This is a genomic window from Pseudomonas sp. PVC-3-1, assembly GCF_057444315.1.
Genome location: NZ_CM172023.1, coordinates 2,785,498 through 2,806,300, shown reverse-complemented (window position 1 = coordinate 2,806,300; position 20,803 = coordinate 2,785,498). Strand labels below are relative to the sequence as shown.

Sequence of the window (20,803 nt, the reverse complement as noted above, 5' to 3'; positions counted from 1 at the left end):
GGATTCCTCAAGGCTATGCCCAGGACATCCAAGGGCTCCTTGATCCACGACAAGCCCAGGGAAATTTCACGCGCGGCGTTTATGCACGGAAGTGACTGGGCGGCTGGCCGCTCCAGCGCTGGAAGGCATGGCGCAGGCTGGCCGTCTCGCTGAAACCGAGTTCTTCGGCGATGCGGTAGATCGGCATGTCGCCGTCCTGCAGCAGTTCCTTGGCACGGGCGAAGCGCAGTTCGTCAAGCAATTGCTGGTAGCTGGTCTGCTGTTGCTGCAGGTGGCGGCGCAGGCTGCGCGAGGAGCAATTGAGGCGGCGCGCCAGTTCTTCCAGGCCCGGCGGCTCCTGCAGGCGCTCGCCGAGGATCGCGCGGACCTTGTCCAGCCAGGCGCGGCGGGCGGCCAGGTCGATGTTCTGTCGGCGGCACTGTTCGAGCATTTCCCGGTGGGTCACGGCGTCGGCCAGCGGTAGGCGCATGTCCAGCCAGCTCGCGGGGAAGCCGATGGCGCTGCGCGAACAGTTGAAGCTCAACTGGCAGCCGAAGAGCGTGGCGTAAGCGGCACGGCGATCCACCGGCCCCTCATAATCGAACTCCGCGCGCACCAGCGGCAGCGGTTGGCCGAGCAGGTCAGCGCAGGCCACCTTCAGCGAGCCCAGGCACAGCTCGGTGTTGAATGGGCGCAGTTCTTCCTCTTCGCCGTAACCGGTGGCAACCAGCCAGGCCATGTCGCCGTCCACTTCCAGCGCGAGGTGGAAGTAGGTGCCCAGCAATACCGGGTAGCTCAGGCCAATGCGCAGCGCCTCGCCCAGGGTCGGCGCGGAGATCAGCGCATAGCCCAGCAGGCCATAGGCGGTGATCCGCGTGCGCACGCCAAGGCGCAAGCCGAGGGCCGGTTCGCCCGCGAGGTTCTGCACGTTGCCGAAGACCTGCTGCTCCTGCCAGGGGCTGACCAGCCGGCGCAGGTCGAGCAGGTCGTCACCGGTGATGCCACTACCCTCGAGGATGGACTCGCGGCTGTGCCCCTCGGACTCCATCAGCGCGACGGTCAGCGAGGTCATGTGCAGGGAGTTGAGCCAGGTGGAGCGGGAGAAGGTCAGAGGATTCATTCGATGCCCATCGTAGACGCTACGGCGCGCCGCCCGATGTTACCGCGGCAGGCGCAGGTCAGGGTGAGGCAAGTTGCGTGCCGGCCACCCGGCGTGGCCGTATCGATCCCCACGGGGCGGGGCTTTCGACGCCAGGCGAGATATTTCCCCTCCGGCTGACGGGTTACCTTTGCGGACATCGGGACGGTGCACGCGCACCGTCCCGGTGCTCAATAGTGGGAACGATCAACCTCGGGAGAGGAAGCGCATGCCCTCTTCCAGGCCGCTCAGGGTCAGCGGGAACATCTGCTCCTTTACCAGCTCGCGCACGAGGCCCGTGGAGGCGGTGTAGTTCCAGGTGTCCTTCGGGTACGGGTTGATCCAGATGAGCTTCTTGTACTTCTCCATGAAGCGCTGCATCCAGACGTACCCGGCCTCTTCGTTCCAGTGCTCGACGCTGCCGCCGGCCTGAGTGATCTCGTAGGGCGCCATGGCGGCATCGCCGACGAACACCACCTTGTAGTCCGGCCCGTACTTGTGCAGCAGGTCGAAAGTGGCGGTGCGTTCGCTGGAGCGGCGCAGGTTGTTCTTCCACACCGATTCGTAGATGAAGTTGTGGAAGTAGAAGTACTCCAGGTGCTTGAACTCGGTCTTGCAGGCCGAGAACAGCTCCTCGCAGACCTTCACGTGGGCATCCATGGAGCCGCCGATATCCAGCAGCAACAGGAGCTTCACGGTGTTGCGGCGTTCCGGGCGCATCTGGATGTTGAGCAGGCCGGCATCCTTGGCCGTGTGGTCGATGGTGCCGTCGATGTCCAGCTCTTCCGCCGCGCCCTCGCGGGCGAACTTGCGCAGGCGGCGCAGGGCGATCTTGATGTTGCGCGTGCCCAGCTCGACCTGGTCGTCGAGGTTCTTGTACTCGCGCTGGTCCCAGACCTTGGCAGCCTTGCCCTGGCGCTTGCCGGCGTCGCCGACGCGGATGCCCTCGGGGTTGAAGCCACCGGAGCCGAACGGGCTGGAGCCACCGGTGCCGATCCACTTGTTGCCGCCGGCGTGGCGTTCCTTCTGCTCTTCCAGGCGCTTTTTGAACTCCTCGATGAGCTTGTCCAGGCCGCCAAGGGACTGGATCTGCGCACGCTCCTCGTCGGTCAGCAGGCGCTCGAATTCCTTGCGCAGCCACTCCTCGGGGATCAGTGCCTTGAGATGGTCGTCGAGCTTTTCCAGGCCCTTGAAATAGGCGCCGAAGGCCCGGTCGAACTTATCGAAATGGCGCTCGTCCTTCACCATGATGGTGCGGGCGAGGTAGTAGAACTCGTCCATGTCGGCGAACACGACGCGGTGCTTGAGCGCATCGATCAGGTCGAGCAGCTCGCGCACCGACACCGGCACCTTGGCCGCGCGCATTTCGTTGAACAGGTTGAGCAGCATGGCTGCATCCTCTCGTGGAGCATGTGCCCTGTAGGAGCGAACTTGCTCGCGAACGAGCCCCGCTACGGTGTTCTGTTCGCGAGCAAGCTCGCTCCTACGAGAGCAAATCCGGTAATCAGCGACTGGCGCGGCGGCTCATGAAGGCGAGGCGTTCAAGCAGTTGTACATCCTGCTCGTTCTTCACCAGGGCGCCAGCCAGCGGCGGGATGGCCTTGGTGGGATCGCGCTCGCGCAACACTGCTTCGCCGATGTTGTCGGCCATCAGCAGCTTCAGCCAGTCCACCAGCTCGGAGGTGGAGGGCTTCTTCTTCAGGCCCGGCACCTTGCGAACGTCGAAGAAGATGTCCAGCGCCTCGCTGACCAGCGTGCCGCTGATCTTCGGGTAGTGCACGTCGACGATCTTCTGCAGGGTCTCGCGGTCGGGGAAGGCGATGTAGTGGAAGAAGCAGCGGCGCAGGAAGGCGTCCGGCAGTTCCTTCTCGTTGTTGGAGGTGATGATGATGATCGGGCGCTGCTTGGCCTTGATGGTCTCGTTGGTCTCGTAAACGAAGAACTCCATCTTGTCGAGTTCCTGCAACAGGTCGTTGGGGAACTCGATGTCGGCCTTGTCGATCTCGTCGATCAGCAGGATCACGCGCTCCTCGGCCTCGAAGGCCTCCCAGAGCTTGCCCTTCTTGATGTAGTTGCGCACGTCGTGGACCTTGTCCACGCCCAGCTGCGAGTCGCGCAGGCGGCTGACCGCGTCGTACTCGTAGAGCCCCTGGTGGGCCTTGGTGGTGGACTTGATGTGCCAGGTGATCAGCTTGGCGCCGAAGGACTCCGCCAACTGCTCGGCGAGCATGGTCTTGCCGGTGCCCGGCTCACCTTTCACCAGCAGCGGGCGCTGCAGGGTGATGGCGGCGTTGACCGCCAGCTTGAGGTCGTCGGTGGCGACGTAGGACTGGGTGCCTTCGAACTTCATCGGTGAATCCTCGAACGATAGCGGGCCGGGCGATCTGCCGGGCCGGGCGAATGGTCGGACAAGCTGCGACTATACCGCGCACCCAAGGCGAGTGTGAACGCAGACGCGGCATTCAGTCATTGAATGGCGGGTCAGGCGGTGACTGATCGCAATTGGCCTGCCGATGACAAGTTTACTTTACATCCGAAAAAGACCGATGTTAAGTTTGCTTTACATCACAAGGAGACCGCGATGAATCCCGCCCTGCGCCGCTACACCCTTTCCTGCGCCGCCCTCATGTTCATCTACTCAGCCCTGGTCGCGCTGATCAGCTGGGGCCTGGACCTGCAGCGGCTGCCTTATGCCCTGCGCGTCCTGGCCGCCGCCTCTCCGGCGCTGCCGCTGCTGGCGATGCTCTACGTGTTCGACCGCTACTTGCGCAGCGAGCCGGACGAATTCCTGCGTTTCCTGCTGTCCCGCGCCGCCATGCTGGCCGGCGGCGTGGTGGTCGGGCTGTTCAGCGCCTGGGGCTTCCTGGAGCAGTACGCCGAGTGGCCGCGCTTCCCGGTGATCCTCGCCTTCCCGTTGTTCTGGGCGGCCTATGGCGTCGCCGTGGTGCTACTGCGCCGGCGCTTCGTGTGAGGACTTGACGTGCACAATCGCCTCAAGGAACTGCGCGCCGGGCGCGGCTGGAGCCAGCAGGACCTGGCCCTGCAACTGGGGGTTTCGCGGCAGAGCGTCATCGCCATCGAGAGTGGCAAGTTCGATCCCAGCCTGCCGCTGGCCTTTCGTATAGCGCGGGCCTTCGGCCTGCCCATCGAGGCCATCTTCAGCGACGCGCCGGCAGACTGAGGCCGGCGCCCCGACTGGACGCGAACGCCCGCCGGGCATAGGCTGCTGGGTCTGCACAGCTCCGAACCTAAGGAACGCATCATGAGCCGCATTTTCGCCGACAACGCGCAGTCCATCGGCAACACGCCGCTGGTCCAGATCAACCGCATCGCCCCGCGCGGCGTCACCATCCTGGCCAAGATCGAAGGGCGCAACCCGGGCTACTCGGTGAAGTGCCGGATCGGCGCCAACATGATCTGGGATGCCGAATCCAGCGGCCGCCTGAAGTCGGGCATGACCCTGGTCGAGCCGACCTCCGGCAACACCGGTATCGGCCTGGCCTTCGTCGCTGCGGCCCGTGGCTACAAGCTGATCCTCACCATGCCCTCCTCCATGAGCCTGGAGCGCCGCAAGGTGCTCAAGGCCCTCGGCGCAGAGATCGTCCTGACCGAGCCGGCCAAGGGCATGAAGGGTGCCATCGCCAAGGCCGAGGAAATCCTCGCCAGCGACCCCGCCAAGTACTTCATGCCGGCGCAGTTCGACAACCCGGCCAACCCGGCGATCCACGAGAAGACCACCGGCCCGGAAATCTGGAACGACACCGACGGCGCAGTGGACGTGCTGGTCGCAGGCGTCGGCACTGGCGGCACCATCACTGGCGTGTCGCGCTTCATCAAGAACACCAAGGGCAAGCCGATCCTGTCGGTGGCCGTGGAGCCGGTCAGCTCGCCGGTGATCAGCCAGACCCTGGCCGGCGAAGAGGTCAAGCCCAGCCCGCACAAGATCCAGGGCATCGGCGCCGGCTTCGTGCCGAAGAACCTCGACCTGTCCCTGGTCGACCGCGTTGCCACCATCGCCGACGAGGATGCCAAGAACATGGCCCTGCGCCTGATGCAGGAAGAAGGCATCCTCTGCGGCATCTCCAGCGGTGCCGCCATGGCCGCCGCGGTGAAACTCGCCGAAGAGCCCAACATGCAGGGCAAGACCATCGTGGTGGTACTGCCGGATTCGGGCGAGCGCTATCTCTCCACCATGCTCTTCGACGGCCTGTTCGAGGACCAGGAACTGGTCCAGTAAGCTCTACTTCGCCCCTCTTCGGGGCGGATTCCCGCCCGCCGCTCCGATCGGCAGCGGCTCGGGTCATGTGCGCTGTCTGCGGACCCGCAGGCAGCCATGGCCCCTCGCCATGTTCCGGCAAAATGGTTAATTCTTGCCCAGCCCCGCGACACAGCGTCGCCCATCTCTAGGGGATGGCCGGGTTTTCCGCACCGTTGTCAGGAACACAAGAATGAAAATTTCCGCCCCGTTGCTCTCCACCCTCGCACTCTCGCTCACCATGGCCGCCGGCGCCGCCCAGGCCGACAGCGTGAAGATCTACAACTGGTCCGACTACATCGCCCCGGACACCGTGCCGACCTTCACCAAGGAAACCGGCATCCAGGCGACCTACGACGTCTACGACAGCAACGAAACCCTCGATGGCAAGCTGATGACCGGCAAATCCGGTTACGACATCGTGGTGCCGTCGAACCACTTCATGGCCAAGCAGATCCAGGCCGGCGCGCTGAAGAAGCTGGACAAGAGCCAGCTGCCGAACTGGAAGAACCTCAACCCGGTGCTGATGAAGGCGCTGGAAGTGAACGACCCGGGCAACGAGCACGGCTTCCCCTACCTGTGGGGCACCACCGGCATCGGCTACAACCCGGCGAAGATCAAGGAAGTCCTCGGCGACAACGCGCCGATCGATTCCTGGGACATCTTCTTCAAGCCCGAATACATGGAGAAACTGGCCAAGTGCGGCGTCGCCGTGCTGGACAACGGCCCGGAGCTGCTGCCGATCACCCTGAACTACCTGGGCCTGCCGCATCACAGCCAGAAGCTGGATGACTACAAGAAGGCCGAGGAAGCGCTGCTCAAGGTGCGTCCGTATATCCGCTACTTCCACTCTTCCAAGTACGTCAGCGACCTGGCCAACGGCGAGATCTGCGTAGCCGTCGGCTTCTCCGGCGACATCCTGCAGGCCGCCACCCGCGCCAAGGAAGCCAAGAACGGCGTGGAAATCCAGTACTCCACCCCGAAGGAAGGCTCGCCGCTGTGGTTCGACATGGTCGCCATGCCCAACGACGCGCCGGACGAGAAGGCCGCCTACGCCTTCATGAACTACCTGCTGCGCCCGGAAGTGATGGCCAACGTCAGCAACTACGTGCACTACGCCAATGCCAACCTGGCCGCCGACCCGCTGGTGGACAAGGCGATCAAGGCGGACCCGGCGATCTACCCGCCGCAGGACAAGATGGCCAAGCTGTTCGCCCTCGAATCCATGCCGATGAAGATCGACCGCGTACGTACCCGCACCTGGAACACCATCAAGACCGGCAAGTAAGCGTCGCCCTTGCCTGACAACGCGCGGCCCCGGCCGCGCGTTGTCGTTTCTGACGATAGGACCGGCCGAATCTCGCAAACTGAGCCCGCTCCCATGAAAGCTGCGGGAAGCAAACACCCTGTAGGAGCGAGCTTGCTCGCGAACGGGCCCCGCGACGAAATCGGTTCGCGAGCAAGCTCGCTCCTACAAAAAGCGCCAGCACGCGCGCGTTGTCGTTTCTGACGATTGCACCGCTCCAAATCTCGCGGACAGAGCTTGCCCCCATGGGTGATGCAGGAGGCCCCCCCCTGTAGGAGCGAGCTTGCTCGCGAACGAGCCCCATGACGGAATCGGTTCGCGAGCAAGCTCGCTCCTACGAAAAACGCCAGCACACGTGCGTTGTCGCTTCTGACGATTGGACGGGCCGGATCTCGCGGACTGAGCCCGCTCCCATGAAAGCTGCAGGAAGCAAACGCCCCGTAGGAGCGAGCTTGCTCGCGAACGAGCCCCGCGACGAAATCGGTTCGCGAGCAAGCTCGCTCCTACGAAAAGCGCCAGCACGCGCGCGTTGTCGTTTCTGACGATTGGACCGGACCGGGTCTCGCGGACTGAGCCCGCTCCCATGAAAGCTGCTGGAGGCAAACCCCCTGTAGGAGCGAGCTTGCTCGCGAACGGGCCCCGCGACGGAATCGGTTCGCGAGCAAGCTCGCTCCTACGAAAAACGCCAGCACGCGCGCGTTGTCGTTTCTGACGATTGGACCGCTCCAAATCTCGCGGACAGAGCTTGCCCCCATGGGTGACGCAGGAGGAAAACGCCCTGTAGGAGCGAGCTTGCTCGCGAACGGGCCCCGCGACGGAATCGGTTCGCGAGCAAGCTCGCTCCTACGAAAAGCGCCAGCACACATGCGGCCTGTGCGCTTTGTCGTTTCTATCGCAGGAATCGCACATTGCCGCGCGACTCGCACAGGGCTCGCCAGCCGCGTTTGCGGCCGCTATAGTCAGCCTACGCAGCACCGTTGCTGCCCCACTGAACAGGTTCGCCTTCCATGTCCCGATACCCATTGCCCGATCCGGCAATCAACGTTGCAGCCTCCCCGGCATGCGGCGCGGGTGCGGGCGCGGCCTGCCCTCCCCCTCCTGTCGTCGCTGTCGCGTCGCCTCCGCCTCCCGGTGCGGCCTACCCGCCACCCGGCGTGAGCTTCTGACGCCAACCGCGTTTTCCATCGCCTGGTTTTCCGCGCCTCACTGACGCGGCTCCCGGTATGTGTCCGGCCCCCGAAGGCCGGTCGTGATCTGCCTGACGACAGGTGCATTGCATGATTTCGCTCAATCGTTCTTCCCTGGCCGCCCTGGCCAGTACTTCCCTGTTCGTGCTGCTGTGGAGCAGCGCTGCCATTATCAGCAAGTGGGGCCTGGCCCATGCCTCACCGATGGTATTTCTCATCGCCCGCTTCGGCACCGCGCTGGTGGCGCTGCTGATCCTCTCGCCACTGATCGGCCTGCGCTGGCCGCGCGAACGCAGGCAGGTGCGCCATGCCGTGCTCACCGGCCTGGTGATGCTGGGCATCTATCCGATCTTCTACCTGATGGCGCTGGACCTGCACGTCACCCCGGGCGTGATCGCCACCGTGCTGGGCGTGCAGCCGATGCTGACCAGCTTCCTGCTGGAACGCCGGCATTCGCCAGCGCGTCTGGGCGGCCTGGCGCTCGGGCTGATCGGGCTGGTCATGGTGGTTTACCAGAGCATCGGGCTCTCGGGCCTGACCTTCGCCGGACTGGCCTGTTGCCTGCTGGCGCTGCTGTCGATCACGGGTGGGTCGATCCTGCAGAAGAACATCCGCGAGAACCCGCTGGGCACCCTGCCCCTGCAATACATCGCCGGGCTGTTGCTGTGCCTCGCCGTAGCGCCCTTCCAGCCGCTGCACGTGGAATGGAATGCCGCGTTCATCCTCAGTGCGCTGTGGATGGGACTGATGGTCTCGGTGCTGGCTACTGTGCTGCTGTACCGGATGATCGCAGCGGGCAACCTGGTCAACGTCACCAGCCTGTTCTATCTGGTACCGGCGGTTACGGCGCTGATGGATTACCTGGTATTCGGTAATCGCCTGTCTGCTCTCGGCCTGCTGGGCATGGGGCTGATCGTGGTGGGGTTGATGCTGGTGTTTCGCCAGGCGGCTCCGGCACGAGGCGCTGGAAACGCCCAAGAGGTGGGGAACGGGTAGTCCACCGTGGGGCCTGCTCCCTCTCCCTAACCCTCTCCCTGAAGGGAGAGGGGACTATTCTGTGCCGCCTGGAAGGTCCGAGCAGTCCTGCAAACACCAGAAGAACTCGGGCGTTACAGCTCGCAGAAGACTGCTCCCTCTCCCTTCAGGGAGAGGGCTGGGGAGAGGGAAACCCGTCGGCACAAACTATCAGGGAATCTCCGTAGCCCTCACCCCGCCGCCTCCACCTTCGCCACCGGCGCCGGCCGCAGCACCAGCCAAAGCGCCAGGGCGATCAGCACGCCGCCCTGCAGGTGTGCCCAGGACAACGACTCGTCCAGCAGCAGCACGCCCCAGAACACGCCGAAGGGCGGAATCAGGAAGGTCACCGTCATGGTCTTCAGCGGGCCGATGCTGGCCAGCAGGCGGAAGTACAGGACGTAGGCGAAGGACGTGCAGAGGAAGCCCAGCCCGGCCAGCGCCAGCAGGATCTTCGGCTCGGCCAGCGGCGCCAGCGGCGCCAGCGGCATGTCCAGGCTGGTGCCGAGGAAGAACGGCAGCAGACACAGGGTTGCGCCGGTCTGGCTGCCCAGGGCCGAGACGGCGAAGTCGAGCCCGCCCTGGTCGTTGATCCAGCGCTTGGTGAAAAAGCCGGCAAAGCCGTAGCAGGTCGTCGCCACCAGGCAGGCAGCGGCACCCCAGAGCACCTGAGCATCGAAGGGCACGGGGCCGGCACGGGTCAGCACCGCAACGCCTGCCAGCCCCAGCAGCACGCCCAGAGCCTTGCCGCCGGTGAGCGCCTCACCGAAAAACAGCGATCCGATCAGCACGCCCATCAGCGGCGTGGTGGCGTTGAAGATGGCCGAGTATCCGGCTGGCAGAAACTGCGCCGCCAGGCTGTACATCAGTACCGGGATGCCGGAGGCGATAACCCCGATCAGCAGGATACGCGCGAGCTTGCCGCGAAAGTCCCAGCGCGTGCGCAGGACCAGCATGATCACCACTAGCCCCAGCGCCGACAGCACAACTCGGAAGAAGGCCGTCGGCATCACGCCGATGGCCGGTACCAGTTGGCGCATGAACAGGAAGCTGGCGCCCCAGATGGCGGCCAGCCCGAACATATTCAGCAGAGCAGCGGGATTCATCGCGGAAGGCTCCAGGGCAGGTAAGCCACCAGCCTACGCTGGTGGCGAACACCATCCATCCATAGCTGACTTTCAAAGTCCACCGTCAGATGCGGCGCAAGCGGGCCATGCTCAGCACATCAGCATAAACACCGTCGCGCAGGGCGAACTCACGCAGCGTTCCTTCCACCTCGAACCCGAACTTGCGGTACAGCGCGATGGCCGGCGCATTGTCGGTGTAGACGGTCAGCTCGACGCGACGCAGGCCCATCCAGTTATCGGCCACCTCCATCAGCTCAGCCAGCAGCTGCGTGCCGACTCCACGTCCCTGCCAGGCCACGGCTACACCCATGCCGATGCTGCCGCATTGGCTACGGCGCACGCGCGGGTACTGCTCAAGGCTGGCGCTGCCGATCACCTGATCCTGGTGCATTGCCATCAGCGTGACGCGGCGCTCGTCGTCCAGCACCAGTCGCTTGCGCCACAGCTCCGGCGCCTGGTACGGCATCTGCAGCACCTGGCGGGCCACCGCCGGATCGTTGTAGAGGGCGGCGAGGCCATTGATGTGATGCTCGGTGCAGCGCTCGATGCGGAAGTCTTCCATTGCGTGCCGGCTCCTTGCCGAAAGGGCTTTTTCCAGGGCTCTTTATCCAAGAGCGTGGCCGGCCAGCATACGCGCTAATTTCACGGGAAAGCGCCATGATCCTCCGGCGAATTCACCCTTTCCCTCACCGTTCACCATGGCTAAGCTCGCTGCACAAGAACACTGCAGAGGCGCTCCCATGGCTCAGCACTGGCCAGCGACCGAGATCGCGACCCTGATCCTCGAAGGCTTCGACGACTACCGTGCGAGGTTCCACCAGATCACCGCCGGGGCGCCGGCGCGCTTCGAGCAGGCGCTCTGGCAGGAAGCCCAGCGCGCCTCCGCCGAACGCATCGACCTGTATGAGGAAATGGTCGCCGAGACCGTGGGCCGCCTGACCCGCACCATGGTCGACATCGACCTGGTGGACGTGGAGCGTTGGCCCATCGCCAAGAGCGCCTACATCACGCTGATCGATCCGCGCGCCGACGATGAGCTGGCGGAAACCTGGTTCAACTCGATCTTCTGCGGCCTGTTCAGCCACGACAACATCAGCGACGGCACGATGTTCGTGCACACCACCCGCCCTTCGCTGCGCGCCCATTCGCGCGACCCGCACACGCGCATCTACCGCCCCGGCGGCAAGTTGCGCCAGGCGCTGGAAAGCATCTTCGAAGACTATCGTTTCGCCGTGGACTACGACGACCGCGAGCGCGACCTGGAGCGCATGGACAGCCTGCTCCACGCGAACCTGCCGGACTGGGTGTGCAAGGACCCGACCCTGACCATCGAACTGATCGGCTCGGTGTTCTACCGCAACAAGGGCGCCTACCTGGTGGGCCGCCTGTTCACTCCGGAGGAACAGTGGCCACTGGTGTTCCCGCTGGTACACCACGAGGGGCGCGGCATCCAGTTCGACACGGTGATCACCGATGAGGCGGAAGTCTCGATCATCTTCTCCTTCACCCGCTCCTACTTCATGGTCGATGCGCCGGTGCCAGCAGAGATGGTGGCCTTCCTCAAGCGCCTGCTGCCGGGCAAGCACATCGCCGAGCTGTACACTTCCATCGGCTTCTACAAGCAGGGCAAGAGCGAGTTCTATCGCGCGCTGATCAACCACCTGGCGACCACCGACGACCGCTTCGTCATGGCCCCCGGCGTGCGCGGCATGGTGATGAGCGTGTTCACCCTGCCGGGCTTCAACACCGTGTTCAAGATCATCAAGGACAACTTCAACCCGGCCAAGACCGTGGACCACGCCACGGTGATCCAGAAGTACCAGTTGGTGAAGAACCACGACCGCGTGGGTCGCCTGGCCGATACCCAGCAGTTCGCCGACTTCCGCTTCCCGGTGAGCAAGTTCGACCCCGAGTGTCTTGCCGAACTGCTGGACGTAGCACCGTCAACCGTAGTGCTGGAAGGCGACGTGGTGCTGATCCGTCACTGCTGGACCGAGCGCCGCATGACCCCGCTGAACCTTTACCTGGAACACGCCACCGAAGCCCAGGTGCACGAGGCGTTGTACGACTACGGCCTGGCGATCAAGCAACTGGCGGCGGCAAACATCTTTCCCGGCGACATGCTGTTGAAAAACTTCGGCGTTACCCGCCACGGCCGCGTGGTGTTCTACGACTACGACGAGATCAGCTACCTGACCGAGGTGAACTTCCGCCACATCCCGCCGGCGCGCTACGAGGAAGACGAGATGTCCTCCGAGCCCTGGTATTCGGTGGGGCCGATGGACGTGTTCCCCGAGGAATTCCCGCGTTTTCTGTTCGTCGACCTGAAGCTGCGGCGGCAGTTCGCCAAACTGCACGGCAACCTGTTCGATGCGGACTACTGGAAGGGGCTGCAGGAGCAGATCCGAGCGGGGAAGGTCATCGATGTATTCCCTTACCGCCGCCACGAATCGCCGGAGGAAGCCTTGGGGCGTCAGGCCAACCTGTAGGAGCGAGCTTGCTCGCGAACAACGACATCCCACCTGACATCGACACGTCGGGCTGATACCGGCTCGCTCCTACGAAGAGCCGTCGAGGTTCAGTTCCAGTGGCGCCGCGAAGCGCGACGGTTGTCTCCCAGGCCGACCAGGGCGGCCACCGAAGCCATCAACACCTCGGCGATCCACGCCAGCAGCAGGCCGCCGGCCAGCGCCCAGCCGATGGCCTCAGGCTCCAGCACCACCTGGTAGCGGTAGTTCGCGTAGGTCTCCTGCAGCAACTCGTGGTTCGGCGCCGTCACCATGTGCAGGGCGCGCTGGTACCAGTTGCCCTGCAGCGCCTGCCATTCGTTCTCGAACAGTTGAGCACGGCGCATCAGCCGCTCGATGTTGTCAGCGTCACGCTGGAATACCGGGTCGGCGCTGCCACGGTAATGCGCCACCAGGGCATTGAGATCACCCTTGAAGAACTGCCCGGAGGTGTCCTTGAAACCCTGCAGCGCCTGCGCCGCCTCGATGCGATGGGCATCGACACGTTGCGCGTAATCCTTGATGAACCCCGGCACCTGGACCGCGACCATCAGCCCCAGTGCGAATAACACCATGCGTACGTAGCTGCGCAGCATTCTCTCCCCCTTTCGTTCTTATGGTGTGCAAGGCGCCGGCAGATTCTCCCGGTTGTCGCGCCAGCGTTCCGGGATTGCTTCACGTCCCGCTCAGATGCGGCCCTGGGTGACGATCTCGCCACGCCACCAGAGCATCCATTCGCCGCCCTGCATCAGGGTCCAGTTCTCATTGTCGGTCAAGGGTTCGGTAGCAATCACCGTCACCACGTCGTTGGGTGTGGTTTCCGACTGGAAGTCCACAGTGACATCGGCATCCTTCAGGCGCGCAGGCCCGAATGGTGCACGGCGGGTGATCCACGCCAGCTTGGTCGAGCAGAAGGTGAACAGCCAGTCGCCATCGCTGAGCAGGCAGTTGAACACACCCTTCTCGCGGTACGAGGTACAGGCGGTGACCAGGGTGGGCAGCAGCACCTCCACCGGCACGGGCTCAGGGAAGGCACGGCGCACGCGGTTGAGCAGGTCGCAGAAGGCCGCCTCGCTGTCGGTGTCGCCCACCGCGCGGTAGAGGCCGGGCTCGGGATGGAAGTCGGCGAGCTGGCCATTGTGGGCAAAGGTCCAGTAGCGCCCGCCCATCTCGCGCACGAAGGGGTGCGTGTTGGCCAGGCAGACCTTGCCGACGTTGGCCTGGCGGATGTGGCCGATCACCGCCTCGCTCTTGATCGGGTAGCGCTGCACCAGCCGCGCGACTTCCGATTCGACGCTGGCGGACGGGTCCTGGAACAGCCGAACGCCACGTCCTTCATAAAAGGCGATGCCCCAGCCATCGCGGTGCGGGCCGGTTCCGCCGCCGCGCTGCATCAGTCCGGTGAAGCTGAAGACGATGTCCGTCGGGACGTTGGCGCTCATGCCGAGCAACTCGCACATGAATCAGTTCTCCTCCATCAGTGCCTCGCGCAGCTGATGCAGCTCGCGTTCCAGGCGATTCTGCATCCTTTTCCGCCCCAACGGCAGGAACCGCGTGAGCGCGCGCAGCAGCAGTGCCGGCAGGTCGCTCAATTCACGCGGGATAAGGTGCAGATGAAAATGTGGGACGTGCTGGTTGGCCGCGGGACCGTCGTTGACCAGCAGGTTGATACCGACCCGTCCATAGCCGGCGCGGCGCAATACGCGCTCCATGCGCTCGGCCAGCGGGATCAGGTCCTGCTGGGCGCTTTCCGAAAGCTGGTGCAGGAAGGTCGCGTGCTCGCGAGCTACCAGCAGCAGGTGCGCGGGGCGCAGCGGGTAGATGTCCAGCAGCACGATGAAATGGTCGTCTTCGTAGAGGGTACGGGCCGGCACGCGACCGGCCGCAATGGCGCAGAACACGCAGTCCATGGGAACTCCTCGAAAGGCCGTTCAGTTCATGCTGGACGCGTGCGGGGCAGGACGCAAGGCCGGACTACAGGCGCGGTTCGATCCGCGCGCGGTTGTCGTGCCGCTCGCTCGGGTGGGAGTCCACGCCCTCGACCAGTTCAGGCTGCATCAGCTGGCGCAGGGTCGGCTCGTCTTCGTCGATCTTTTCCTGGCGGCGCTTCTTCAGCGAACGCTCCAGCGGCCAGCGGATCAGCACGAACAGCAGGTACAGGCCGAACGCGGCGAGCAGCACCAGGGCCAGGTCGGAGACGGCGCGCCAGGCGTTGTTGCCGACCTTGAACACCACGTCCAGCGCGGTGATGGCGATGGCCGGGGCATACATGTTGTTCGCCGGGTCCACCGGGGTGGGGGTGAACAGCAGGACGATGACGATCACCCGCAGGGGTTCGCGCAGCCAGCGCCACATCCAGCCGGTCATCAGGAACCAGACCAGGGTCAGGCCAAGGCCGGCGGCAATGTAGGCGCCCCAGGCAAGCGTGTAATCGTGTTCGTTCATGCGCGTGCGTACGTGCGGTGTCGACAGAGGGGTGCGTATGATAGCTGCTTTTCCCCATGGGTGCGCAGCCGAGCGTCATCCACGCCGCCCCGAGGAGCCGCCATGACAGACCGTCAGCCCCCCATCGCCCGCCGCGAAGCCGCCGCCGATCCGTATGCCTGGCTGGAAAATCGCGACGCAGAGGACGTCCTCGACTACCTGAAAGCAGAAAATGCCTACCTGGAAGATCGACTTCTGCCTCAGACGCAATTGCGCGAAACCCTGTTCCAGGAGATCAAGGGCCGCATCCGCGAAACCGACCTGTCGCTGCCCACGCCCTGGGGACCCTGGCTCTACTACCAGCGCACCACCGCCGGCGACGAGTACCCGCGGCACTATCGCAGCCCTCGCCCCGCCGATGGTTCGCTGACCGTCGAGGAGAGCGCCGAAGAGCTGCTGCTGGACCCGAACGAGCTGGCCGGTGACGGCTTCCTGTCGGTCGGTGCATTCAGCATCAGCCCGGATCATTCGAAGCTGGCCTACAGCCTGGATACCAGCGGCGACGAGATCTACACCCTGTACGTGAAGGAACTGTCTGACGGCAGCATCACCACCCTGCCCTTCGACGACTGCGACGGCAGCCTGACCTGGGCCAACGACAACCGCACCCTGTTCTTCGGCGAACTGGACGATACCCACCGCCCGCACAAGCTGTATCGCCACCGCCTGGGCGAAAGCGGCGCGCAGCTGATTTTCGAAGAGCCTGACGGACGCTTCTTCCTCAACTGCTACCGCGCCAGTTCCGAGCGCCAATTGATCCTGCTGCTCAACAGCAAGACCACCAGCGAAGCCTGGGTGCTGGACGCCAATACGCCGGAAGGCGAATTCGTCTGCCTGGCGTCGCGCGAGGAGGGCCACGAGTACTATCCCGACCACGGCCGCCATGGCGGCGACTGGGCCTGGCTGATCCGCAGCAACCAGACCGGCATCAACTTCGCGCTGTACCAGGCCAGTGAAGTGCAACCCACCCGCGCCCACTGGCAGGAACTGGTGGCACACCGCGACGACGTGATGCTCGAAGGCCTCACCCTCAACGCCAGCGCCCTGACCCTGAGTCTGCGCGAAGGCGGCCTGCCCATCGTCGAGGTCCACCCGCACGGCCAGCGGGCACACCGCGTCGACCTGCCGGACGCTGCCTACAACCTCTACGTGCAGGACAGCCTGGAGTTCGACAGCCCGGTCATCCGCCTGCGCTACGAGGCGCTCAACCGCCCGGCACAGATCCGCCAGCTGGACCTCGCCAGCGGCGAACAGAAGGTTCTCAAGCAAACTCCGGTGGAAGGCCCGTTCGACGCAGACGCCTACGACAGCCGCCGCCTCTGGGCCGAAGCCGCCGATGGCGTGCAGGTGCCGATCAGCCTGGTCGGCCGCCGCGATGTGCTGGAAGACATCGCCCGCGGCAAGCCCGCCCCGCTCTATCTCTACGGCTATGGCGCCTATGGCGAAAGCCTCGACCCCTGGTTCTCCCACGCCCGCCTGAGTCTGCTGGAGCGCGGCTTCGTCTTCGCCATTGCCCATGTTCGCGGCGGCGGCGAGCTGGGCGAAGCCTGGTACCGCGCCGGCAAGCTGGAACACAAGCAGAATACCTTCAGCGACTTCATCGCCTGCGCCGAGCACCTGCTCAACCACGGCTACAGCACCCCGGCGCAACTGGCCATCAGTGGCGGCAGCGCCGGCGGCCTGCTGATCGGCGCGGTGCTCAACCAGCGCCCGCAGCTGTTCGCCGCCGCCATCGCCGAGGTGCCCTTCGTCGACGTCCTCAACAGCATGCTCAACCCTGACCTGCCGCTGACCGTCACCGAATACGACGAGTGGGGCAACCCGCAGGAGCCCGAGGTCTACGCGCGGATCAAGGCGTACGCACCCTACGAGAACGTAAGCGCCCAGGACTATCCCGCCCTGCTGGTGGTGGCCGGCTACAACGACAGCCGCGTGCAGTACTGGGAAGCCGCCAAGTGGGTCGCCAAGCTGCGCGTCAGCAAGACCGACGACCGCCTGCTGCTGCTCAAGACCGACCTGGGAGCCGGCCACGGCGGCATGAGTGGCCGCTATCAGGGCCTGAAGGATGTGGCGCTGGAATACGCCTTCCTGTTCAAGGTGCTGGGCATCGAAGGCAACGCCTGATGCTCTATACCTGTCCCTGCTGCGGCTATTTCAGTTTCGGCGACCCTCCGGGGTCGTCAGGGTCGGCTGGCGTTTCGACATGAGTCGCGCTGCCGCGCCAAATCACGCCAGGCTAGGCGAGGGACGACGACAATGGCATTCCCTTGTCTAGTCCCGCAACGACGCATGGCGTGATTTGGCGCGCAGCCCGAAGGGACGGGCCGCATTTTGCGCAGCGCCGCGTTACTCGTCGTTCATTTGGAATACCAAATCTCTCTCCTCGCGCCTTGCCCTGCGCAAAATGCGGCTCCGTCGCGGCCATGTCGAAACGCCAGCCGACCCTGTCATCTGCGAGATCTGCTTCTGGGAAGACGATCACCTGCAGCTCTGCTTTCCCGACGCGCGCGGCGGCGCAAACGCCGTCAGCCCGATCGAAGCGCAGGTCAACTTCGTGCAATGGGGTGCCTGCGAACGGCGCTTACGCGCGAAAGTGCGACCGGCAACCATTGACGACGAGAAGGACGAGCGCTGGTTCCCGCTGTGGGAGAAACGCGTGGAACTGCCGGACAACGAGGCGCCGCTGACCGGCGAGGAAGCTTGCTACTGGCTGCGTACACCGGCCTGAACGCCCGTCAGCGTCGGCTGCTGACAGCCAGGCCGAGGCCCATGGCAACGATCAGCCCACCCGAGGCAGTCTGCTGCCAGCGCCGCCAGGTCGGGTTGCTGCCCACGCGGTTGCCGACGCGCCCGGCAACCACCGAAACTACCGCGTTCACCAGGCAGCCGCCGAGGTTGAACAGCAAGCCGAGGCAGAGAATCTGCAGCACGAAGTTCGGGCTGCCAGCAGGCACGAACTGCGGCAGGAAGGCGAGGAAGAACAGCGCCACCTTGGGGTTGAACACGTTGACCAGCATGCCCTGCAAGAACACCCGGCCCAACCGCGCGGGCTCAAGCCTGGTGTGCTGCTGCTCGCGCCAGGCGCCACGGATCAACTGCACGCCGAGCCAGATCAGGTAAAGCGCGCCCAGCCACTTGAGCACGCCGAAGGCCACACTGGACATCATCAACAACGCCGACAGCCCGAAGGCCGCCGCCAGCATGTGCACCACGCAACCAGCGCCGATCCCGAGCGTCGACATCAGACCAGCCGCCGTACCCTGGGCGGCCGAACGCAAGGCGACGTAGAGCATGTCCGGGCCGGGCGTGAGGTTGAGCGCGAGGGTGGCGATGAAGAACAGGCTGAGGCTTTCGAGACTGGGCATGGCGCGGCTCCGGGGCGGAAGACGCGCAGCATGCCATGGGCGACCTGAGCGGCGGAAGGATCAGCCGGCGCGGAAGATCAGGTGCTCTTCCCAGTCGTCTTCGGGCACCGAGCCTTCGGCGAGCATGCGCCCCGACTGGGAGATTCGCTCATGGTGCACCGCGTCCGGATCACCGCAGACCAGGTGGTGCCACAGCGGCAGGTCCTTGCCTTCGGATACCAGGCGATAGCCGCAGGTCGGCGGAAGCCACTGGAACTCGTCGGCCTGGGCCGGAGTGAGCTGAATGCAGTCGGGCACGCTGGCACGGCGATTGGCGTAGTCGGTGCAGCGGCAGGTCTTCAGGTCCAGCAGCTTGCAGGCGATACGCGTGTAGTAGACGGTGCCGTCGTCTTCGTCCTCCAGCTTCTGCAGGCAGCACAGGCCGCAGCCGTCGCACAGCGACTCCCACTCTTCCTGATCGAGCTGGTCGAGGGTTTTGCGTTTCCAGAAGGGTTCGACTTTGGCGGCCATTTTTTGTACAGGGGCAATTTCACGGGGCGCAAAGTCTAAGCCCCACGAGCAGCAAGGCCAAGTGCAGGCGACCATTGACCGCGCAATGCTTGCCAGAGCGGGCCGCGCTGGTTAGTTTGATCGCCCCACGGGCCCGGTCCGCCTGCCTTCTACCAGTGCCGCGAGACCCGCCAGCCGCCCGCCCCCACCGCGATGCCCGGCCGACCACGGCACCATCGGCAGATTCCAAGCCCTTCAAGGAGCCATCATGAGCGCCAACCCTCGCGTTTCCGAGCACCCCATCGACCCGCAGTTCATCAATCGCTGGTCGCCCCGCGCCTTCAACGGCGAAGCCATTCCCCAGGAGACCCTGCTGAGCTTCATCGAGGCCGCGCGCTGGGCGCCGTCCTCCTTCAACTCGCAGCCCTGGCGTTTCCTCTTCGCCCTGCGCGACACGCCGAACTGGCAGCGTTACCTGAACCTGCTGGGCGAGTTCAACCGCGGCTGGGCGCAGCATGCGTCGGCGCTGGTCGTCGTGCTGTCCAAGACCACCTTCGCCCCACCCGGCTCCAGCGAGGAGAAACCGGCCCTGTGGCATAGCTTCGACACCGGCTCCGCCTGGGGCTTCCTCGCCCTGCAGGCGAGCCTGGCCGGCTGGCACACCCACGGCATGGCCGGCTTCGATCGCGAACTGGCGCGCACCGAGCTGAAGGTTCCGGCCGACCATGAGATCCACGCCGTGATCGCCATTGGCAAACTGGGCGACAAGTCGATCCTCTCCGAAAGCCTGCAGGCTCGCGAAGTGCCCAATGCGCGCCGCCCACTGGCGGAGATCGTGGCCGAGGGCGATTTCTCGCTCTGATGCTACCTGTAGGAGCGAGGGGGACGCCTAGTCCTTGCTCGCGAACCCGCAAGGCACGCTGCCCATCGGTTCGCGAGCAAGCTCGCTCCTGCGAAAAGCCAAAAGAAAAGGCCCCGATTGGGGCCTTTTTCATGGGTGTGACGGCGATTAGTAACCGCGGGAGAAATCCACCTCGCCACGCATGGCCTGTCCCGCCCAGAAGCGGGTCAGGTTGTCGCGGAACAGGTCGATCAACAGGCTCGGCAGCGTCGGCGCAGCCGTATGCCCGGTCAGCAACAGGCGCGGTGTGTGCCAGAACGGGTGCGACGTCGGCAGTGGCTCCTGGCGACAGACATCGATCACCGCACCGGCCAACTGGTTGCCTTCCAGCGCCGCGACCAGGTCTTCGTCCACGACCGATGTGCCGCGCCCGGCATTGAGGAACAGCGCGGTGGGCTTCATCCGATGGAACAGCGCGAGGTTGTAGATATCGGCGGTTTCCGGCGTATCGGGCAGCAGGTTGACCACGTAGTCGGCAGTCTCGGCCAGGCGCGGCAGGTCATCCAGCCCACCCATGCGACCGAAGGGCACCAGAGCGCGCGGGTTCTTCGCCACGCCGACCAGTTCCACGCCGAAGGGCGCCAGCATGTGCGCCACAGCCTGGCCGATCTCGCCGGTGCCGACAATGAGGATCTGCCGGCCACTCAGGCTGCCCGGCACACGGTCGTCCCACTGCACGCCGACCTGGCTGGCCAGGCGGCCGAGGAACTGCCGTTCGTGGGCGAGCATGTAGGTGAGCAGGTATTCGGTCATGACCTGGCCGAAGATGCCGACGGCGCGGGTCAGGGCATAGTCCTTGGGCAGGTCGTCGGCCAGTAGCGGGGTGATGCCCGCCCAGCTCGACTGAATCCACACCGGATGCACGCCCCGGCGCAGCAGTTGCGCCGCCAAAGTCGGCTCGCCGAGCCACACCGGGCATTCTGCAGCCGCTTCCAGCAGGTTCTCCGGATTATTGCCGGAGATCACCGTCAATCGGGGTTCGGCCGCCATCAGCAGGGCGGCGTAGAGGGCGTGTTCGCGATCGAGTACGAGCAGGCGCATGGTCAGGCCT

21 protein-coding genes are annotated in these 20,803 nt (G+C 64.8%); 9 read left to right on the top strand and 12 right to left on the bottom strand.

Annotated elements, in window-relative coordinates:
* Positions 1–79: 79 nt before the first annotated feature.
* The 3 genes from AC2T4A_RS13210 to AC2T4A_RS13200 all read right to left on the bottom strand — a co-directional run bounded on the left by AC2T4A_RS13210 (position 80) and on the right by AC2T4A_RS13200 (position 3,467).
* Positions 80–1,099 (bottom strand): AraC family transcriptional regulator, encoded by a 1,020-nt coding sequence (locus AC2T4A_RS13210; RefSeq protein WP_416745234.1) that lies wholly within the window; start codon positions 1,097–1,099, stop codon positions 80–82.
* A 225-nt stretch (positions 1,100–1,324) separates the two neighbouring features.
* Positions 1,325–2,506: a vWA domain-containing protein gene (locus AC2T4A_RS13205; protein ID WP_486743471.1), complete on the bottom strand. Its 1,182-nt coding sequence runs from the start codon at positions 2,504–2,506 to the stop codon at positions 1,325–1,327.
* A 115-nt stretch (positions 2,507–2,621) separates the two neighbouring features.
* Complete coding sequence (locus AC2T4A_RS13200) at positions 2,622–3,467, bottom strand: AAA family ATPase (protein WP_015476360.1); 846 nt, start codon at positions 3,465–3,467, stop codon at positions 2,622–2,624.
* A gap of 231 nt (positions 3,468–3,698) precedes the next feature.
* Between AC2T4A_RS13200 and AC2T4A_RS13195 the strand changes: the two genes are divergently transcribed.
* From AC2T4A_RS13195 to AC2T4A_RS13175, 5 genes are all read left to right on the top strand, one after another.
* Positions 3,699–4,088, top strand: a complete 390-nt coding sequence (locus AC2T4A_RS13195; RefSeq protein ID WP_416745235.1) for a hypothetical protein — start codon at positions 3,699–3,701, stop codon at positions 4,086–4,088.
* Between the two features lie 9 nt (positions 4,089–4,097).
* Positions 4,098–4,298: a helix-turn-helix transcriptional regulator gene (locus AC2T4A_RS13190; RefSeq protein WP_416745236.1), complete on the top strand. Its 201-nt coding sequence runs from the start codon at positions 4,098–4,100 to the stop codon at positions 4,296–4,298.
* 81 nt (positions 4,299–4,379) lie between these two features.
* Positions 4,380–5,354 (top strand): cysteine synthase A, encoded by a 975-nt coding sequence (cysK, locus tag AC2T4A_RS13185; protein WP_416745237.1) that lies wholly within the window; start codon positions 4,380–4,382, stop codon positions 5,352–5,354.
* 259 nt (positions 5,355–5,613) lie between these two features.
* On the top strand, positions 5,614–6,660 hold the full coding sequence (locus AC2T4A_RS13180) for a polyamine ABC transporter substrate-binding protein (protein WP_416745648.1): 1,047 nt from the start codon (positions 5,614–5,616) through the stop codon (positions 6,658–6,660).
* 1,295 nt (positions 6,661–7,955) lie between these two features.
* Positions 7,956–8,861, top strand: coding sequence for a DMT family transporter (locus AC2T4A_RS13175; RefSeq protein ID WP_416745238.1), 906 nt, complete (start codon positions 7,956–7,958; stop codon positions 8,859–8,861).
* A 209-nt stretch (positions 8,862–9,070) separates the two neighbouring features.
* Here the strand turns inward: AC2T4A_RS13175 and AC2T4A_RS13170 are convergent, their stop codons facing one another.
* Positions 9,071–9,985, bottom strand: coding sequence for a DMT family transporter (locus AC2T4A_RS13170; RefSeq protein ID WP_486743470.1), 915 nt, complete (start codon positions 9,983–9,985; stop codon positions 9,071–9,073).
* A gap of 85 nt (positions 9,986–10,070) precedes the next feature.
* Positions 10,071–10,568: a GNAT family N-acetyltransferase gene (locus tag AC2T4A_RS13165; protein ID WP_486743469.1), complete on the bottom strand. Its 498-nt coding sequence runs from the start codon at positions 10,566–10,568 to the stop codon at positions 10,071–10,073.
* A gap of 178 nt (positions 10,569–10,746) precedes the next feature.
* Here AC2T4A_RS13165 and aceK point away from each other — a divergent pair, with 178 nt between their 5' ends.
* Positions 10,747–12,495 (top strand): bifunctional isocitrate dehydrogenase kinase/phosphatase, encoded by a 1,749-nt coding sequence (gene aceK, locus AC2T4A_RS13160; protein WP_416745241.1) that lies wholly within the window; start codon positions 10,747–10,749, stop codon positions 12,493–12,495.
* Positions 12,496–12,584: 89 nt separating this feature from the next.
* Here aceK and AC2T4A_RS13155 read toward each other — a convergent pair whose 3' ends face one another.
* The 4 genes from AC2T4A_RS13155 to AC2T4A_RS13140 form a co-directional block, all read right to left on the bottom strand.
* Positions 12,585–13,109, bottom strand: a complete 525-nt coding sequence (locus AC2T4A_RS13155) for a DUF2937 family protein (protein WP_478379736.1) — start codon at positions 13,107–13,109, stop codon at positions 12,585–12,587.
* A 90-nt stretch (positions 13,110–13,199) separates the two neighbouring features.
* Positions 13,200–13,973 (bottom strand): class II glutamine amidotransferase, encoded by a 774-nt coding sequence (locus tag AC2T4A_RS13150; RefSeq protein WP_416745243.1) that lies wholly within the window; start codon positions 13,971–13,973, stop codon positions 13,200–13,202.
* A gap of 3 nt (positions 13,974–13,976) precedes the next feature.
* Positions 13,977–14,423, bottom strand: coding sequence for an HIT family protein (locus AC2T4A_RS13145; RefSeq protein ID WP_416745244.1), 447 nt, complete (start codon positions 14,421–14,423; stop codon positions 13,977–13,979).
* A 64-nt stretch (positions 14,424–14,487) separates the two neighbouring features.
* Positions 14,488–14,958 (bottom strand): MFS transporter, encoded by a 471-nt coding sequence (locus AC2T4A_RS13140; protein WP_416745245.1) that lies wholly within the window; start codon positions 14,956–14,958, stop codon positions 14,488–14,490.
* 102 nt (positions 14,959–15,060) lie between these two features.
* Here AC2T4A_RS13140 and AC2T4A_RS13135 point away from each other — a divergent pair, with 102 nt between their 5' ends.
* Both AC2T4A_RS13135 and AC2T4A_RS13130 read left to right on the top strand, forming a co-directional pair.
* On the top strand, positions 15,061–17,121 hold the full coding sequence (locus tag AC2T4A_RS13135; RefSeq protein ID WP_486743468.1) for a S9 family peptidase: 2,061 nt from the start codon (positions 15,061–15,063) through the stop codon (positions 17,119–17,121).
* 175 nt (positions 17,122–17,296) lie between these two features.
* Positions 17,297–17,725, top strand: a complete 429-nt coding sequence (locus tag AC2T4A_RS13130) for a CPCC family cysteine-rich protein (RefSeq protein WP_486743467.1) — start codon at positions 17,297–17,299, stop codon at positions 17,723–17,725.
* A gap of 7 nt (positions 17,726–17,732) precedes the next feature.
* On the opposite strand, the gene AC2T4A_RS13125 is transcribed toward AC2T4A_RS13130, so the two are convergent.
* Both AC2T4A_RS13125 and AC2T4A_RS13120 read right to left on the bottom strand, forming a co-directional pair.
* On the bottom strand, positions 17,733–18,362 hold the full coding sequence (locus AC2T4A_RS13125) for a LysE family translocator (protein ID WP_486743466.1): 630 nt from the start codon (positions 18,360–18,362) through the stop codon (positions 17,733–17,735).
* Between the two features lie 60 nt (positions 18,363–18,422).
* Positions 18,423–18,872, bottom strand: coding sequence for a YcgN family cysteine cluster protein (locus AC2T4A_RS13120; protein ID WP_081520308.1), 450 nt, complete (start codon positions 18,870–18,872; stop codon positions 18,423–18,425).
* 247 nt (positions 18,873–19,119) lie between these two features.
* Here AC2T4A_RS13120 and AC2T4A_RS13115 point away from each other — a divergent pair, with 247 nt between their 5' ends.
* A complete protein-coding gene (locus tag AC2T4A_RS13115; RefSeq protein ID WP_054907202.1) occupies positions 19,120–19,713 on the top strand; it encodes a nitroreductase family protein in 594 nt (197 codons plus the stop codon).
* Positions 19,714–19,860: 147 nt separating this feature from the next.
* On the opposite strand, the gene AC2T4A_RS13110 is transcribed toward AC2T4A_RS13115, so the two are convergent.
* Positions 19,861–20,793 (bottom strand): D-2-hydroxyacid dehydrogenase, encoded by a 933-nt coding sequence (locus AC2T4A_RS13110; protein WP_486743465.1) that lies wholly within the window; start codon positions 20,791–20,793, stop codon positions 19,861–19,863.
* Between the last annotated feature and the right edge of the window lie 10 nt (positions 20,794–20,803).

Bases quoted from the DNA above. Each gene is read 5' to 3' on its own strand.
- AC2T4A_RS13145 (WP_416745244.1), bottom strand. From the start codon at position 14,423: ATGGACTGCGTGTTCTGCGCCATTGCGGCCGGTCGCGTGCCGGCCCGT.
- AC2T4A_RS13175 (WP_416745238.1), top strand. From the start codon at position 7,956: ATGATTTCGCTCAATCGTTCTTCCCTGGCCGCCCTGGCCAGTACTTCC.
- AC2T4A_RS13120 (WP_081520308.1), bottom strand. From the start codon at position 18,872: ATGGCCGCCAAAGTCGAACCCTTCTGGAAACGCAAAACCCTCGACCAG.
- AC2T4A_RS13125 (WP_486743466.1), bottom strand. From the start codon at position 18,362: ATGCCCAGTCTCGAAAGCCTCAGCCTGTTCTTCATCGCCACCCTCGCG.
- AC2T4A_RS13140 (WP_416745245.1), bottom strand. From the start codon at position 14,958: ATGAACGAACACGATTACACGCTTGCCTGGGGCGCCTACATTGCCGCC.
- AC2T4A_RS13150 (WP_416745243.1), bottom strand. From the start codon at position 13,973: ATGTGCGAGTTGCTCGGCATGAGCGCCAACGTCCCGACGGACATCGTC.
- AC2T4A_RS13200 (WP_015476360.1), bottom strand. From the start codon at position 3,467: ATGAAGTTCGAAGGCACCCAGTCCTACGTCGCCACCGACGACCTCAAG.
- AC2T4A_RS13170 (WP_486743470.1), bottom strand. From the start codon at position 9,985: ATGAATCCCGCTGCTCTGCTGAATATGTTCGGGCTGGCCGCCATCTGG.
- AC2T4A_RS13135 (WP_486743468.1), top strand. From the start codon at position 15,061: ATGACAGACCGTCAGCCCCCCATCGCCCGCCGCGAAGCCGCCGCCGAT.
- AC2T4A_RS13115 (WP_054907202.1), top strand. From the start codon at position 19,120: ATGAGCGCCAACCCTCGCGTTTCCGAGCACCCCATCGACCCGCAGTTC.
- aceK (WP_416745241.1), top strand. From the start codon at position 10,747: ATGGCTCAGCACTGGCCAGCGACCGAGATCGCGACCCTGATCCTCGAA.
- AC2T4A_RS13205 (WP_486743471.1), bottom strand. From the start codon at position 2,506: ATGCTGCTCAACCTGTTCAACGAAATGCGCGCGGCCAAGGTGCCGGTG.
- AC2T4A_RS13195 (WP_416745235.1), top strand. From the start codon at position 3,699: ATGAATCCCGCCCTGCGCCGCTACACCCTTTCCTGCGCCGCCCTCATG.
- AC2T4A_RS13210 (WP_416745234.1), bottom strand. From the start codon at position 1,099: ATGAATCCTCTGACCTTCTCCCGCTCCACCTGGCTCAACTCCCTGCAC.
- cysK (WP_416745237.1), top strand. From the start codon at position 4,380: ATGAGCCGCATTTTCGCCGACAACGCGCAGTCCATCGGCAACACGCCG.
- AC2T4A_RS13110 (WP_486743465.1), bottom strand. From the start codon at position 20,793: ATGCGCCTGCTCGTACTCGATCGCGAACACGCCCTCTACGCCGCCCTG.
- AC2T4A_RS13155 (WP_478379736.1), bottom strand. From the start codon at position 13,109: ATGCTGCGCAGCTACGTACGCATGGTGTTATTCGCACTGGGGCTGATG.
- AC2T4A_RS13165 (WP_486743469.1), bottom strand. From the start codon at position 10,568: ATGGAAGACTTCCGCATCGAGCGCTGCACCGAGCATCACATCAATGGC.
- AC2T4A_RS13180 (WP_416745648.1), top strand. From the start codon at position 5,614: ATGGCCGCCGGCGCCGCCCAGGCCGACAGCGTGAAGATCTACAACTGG.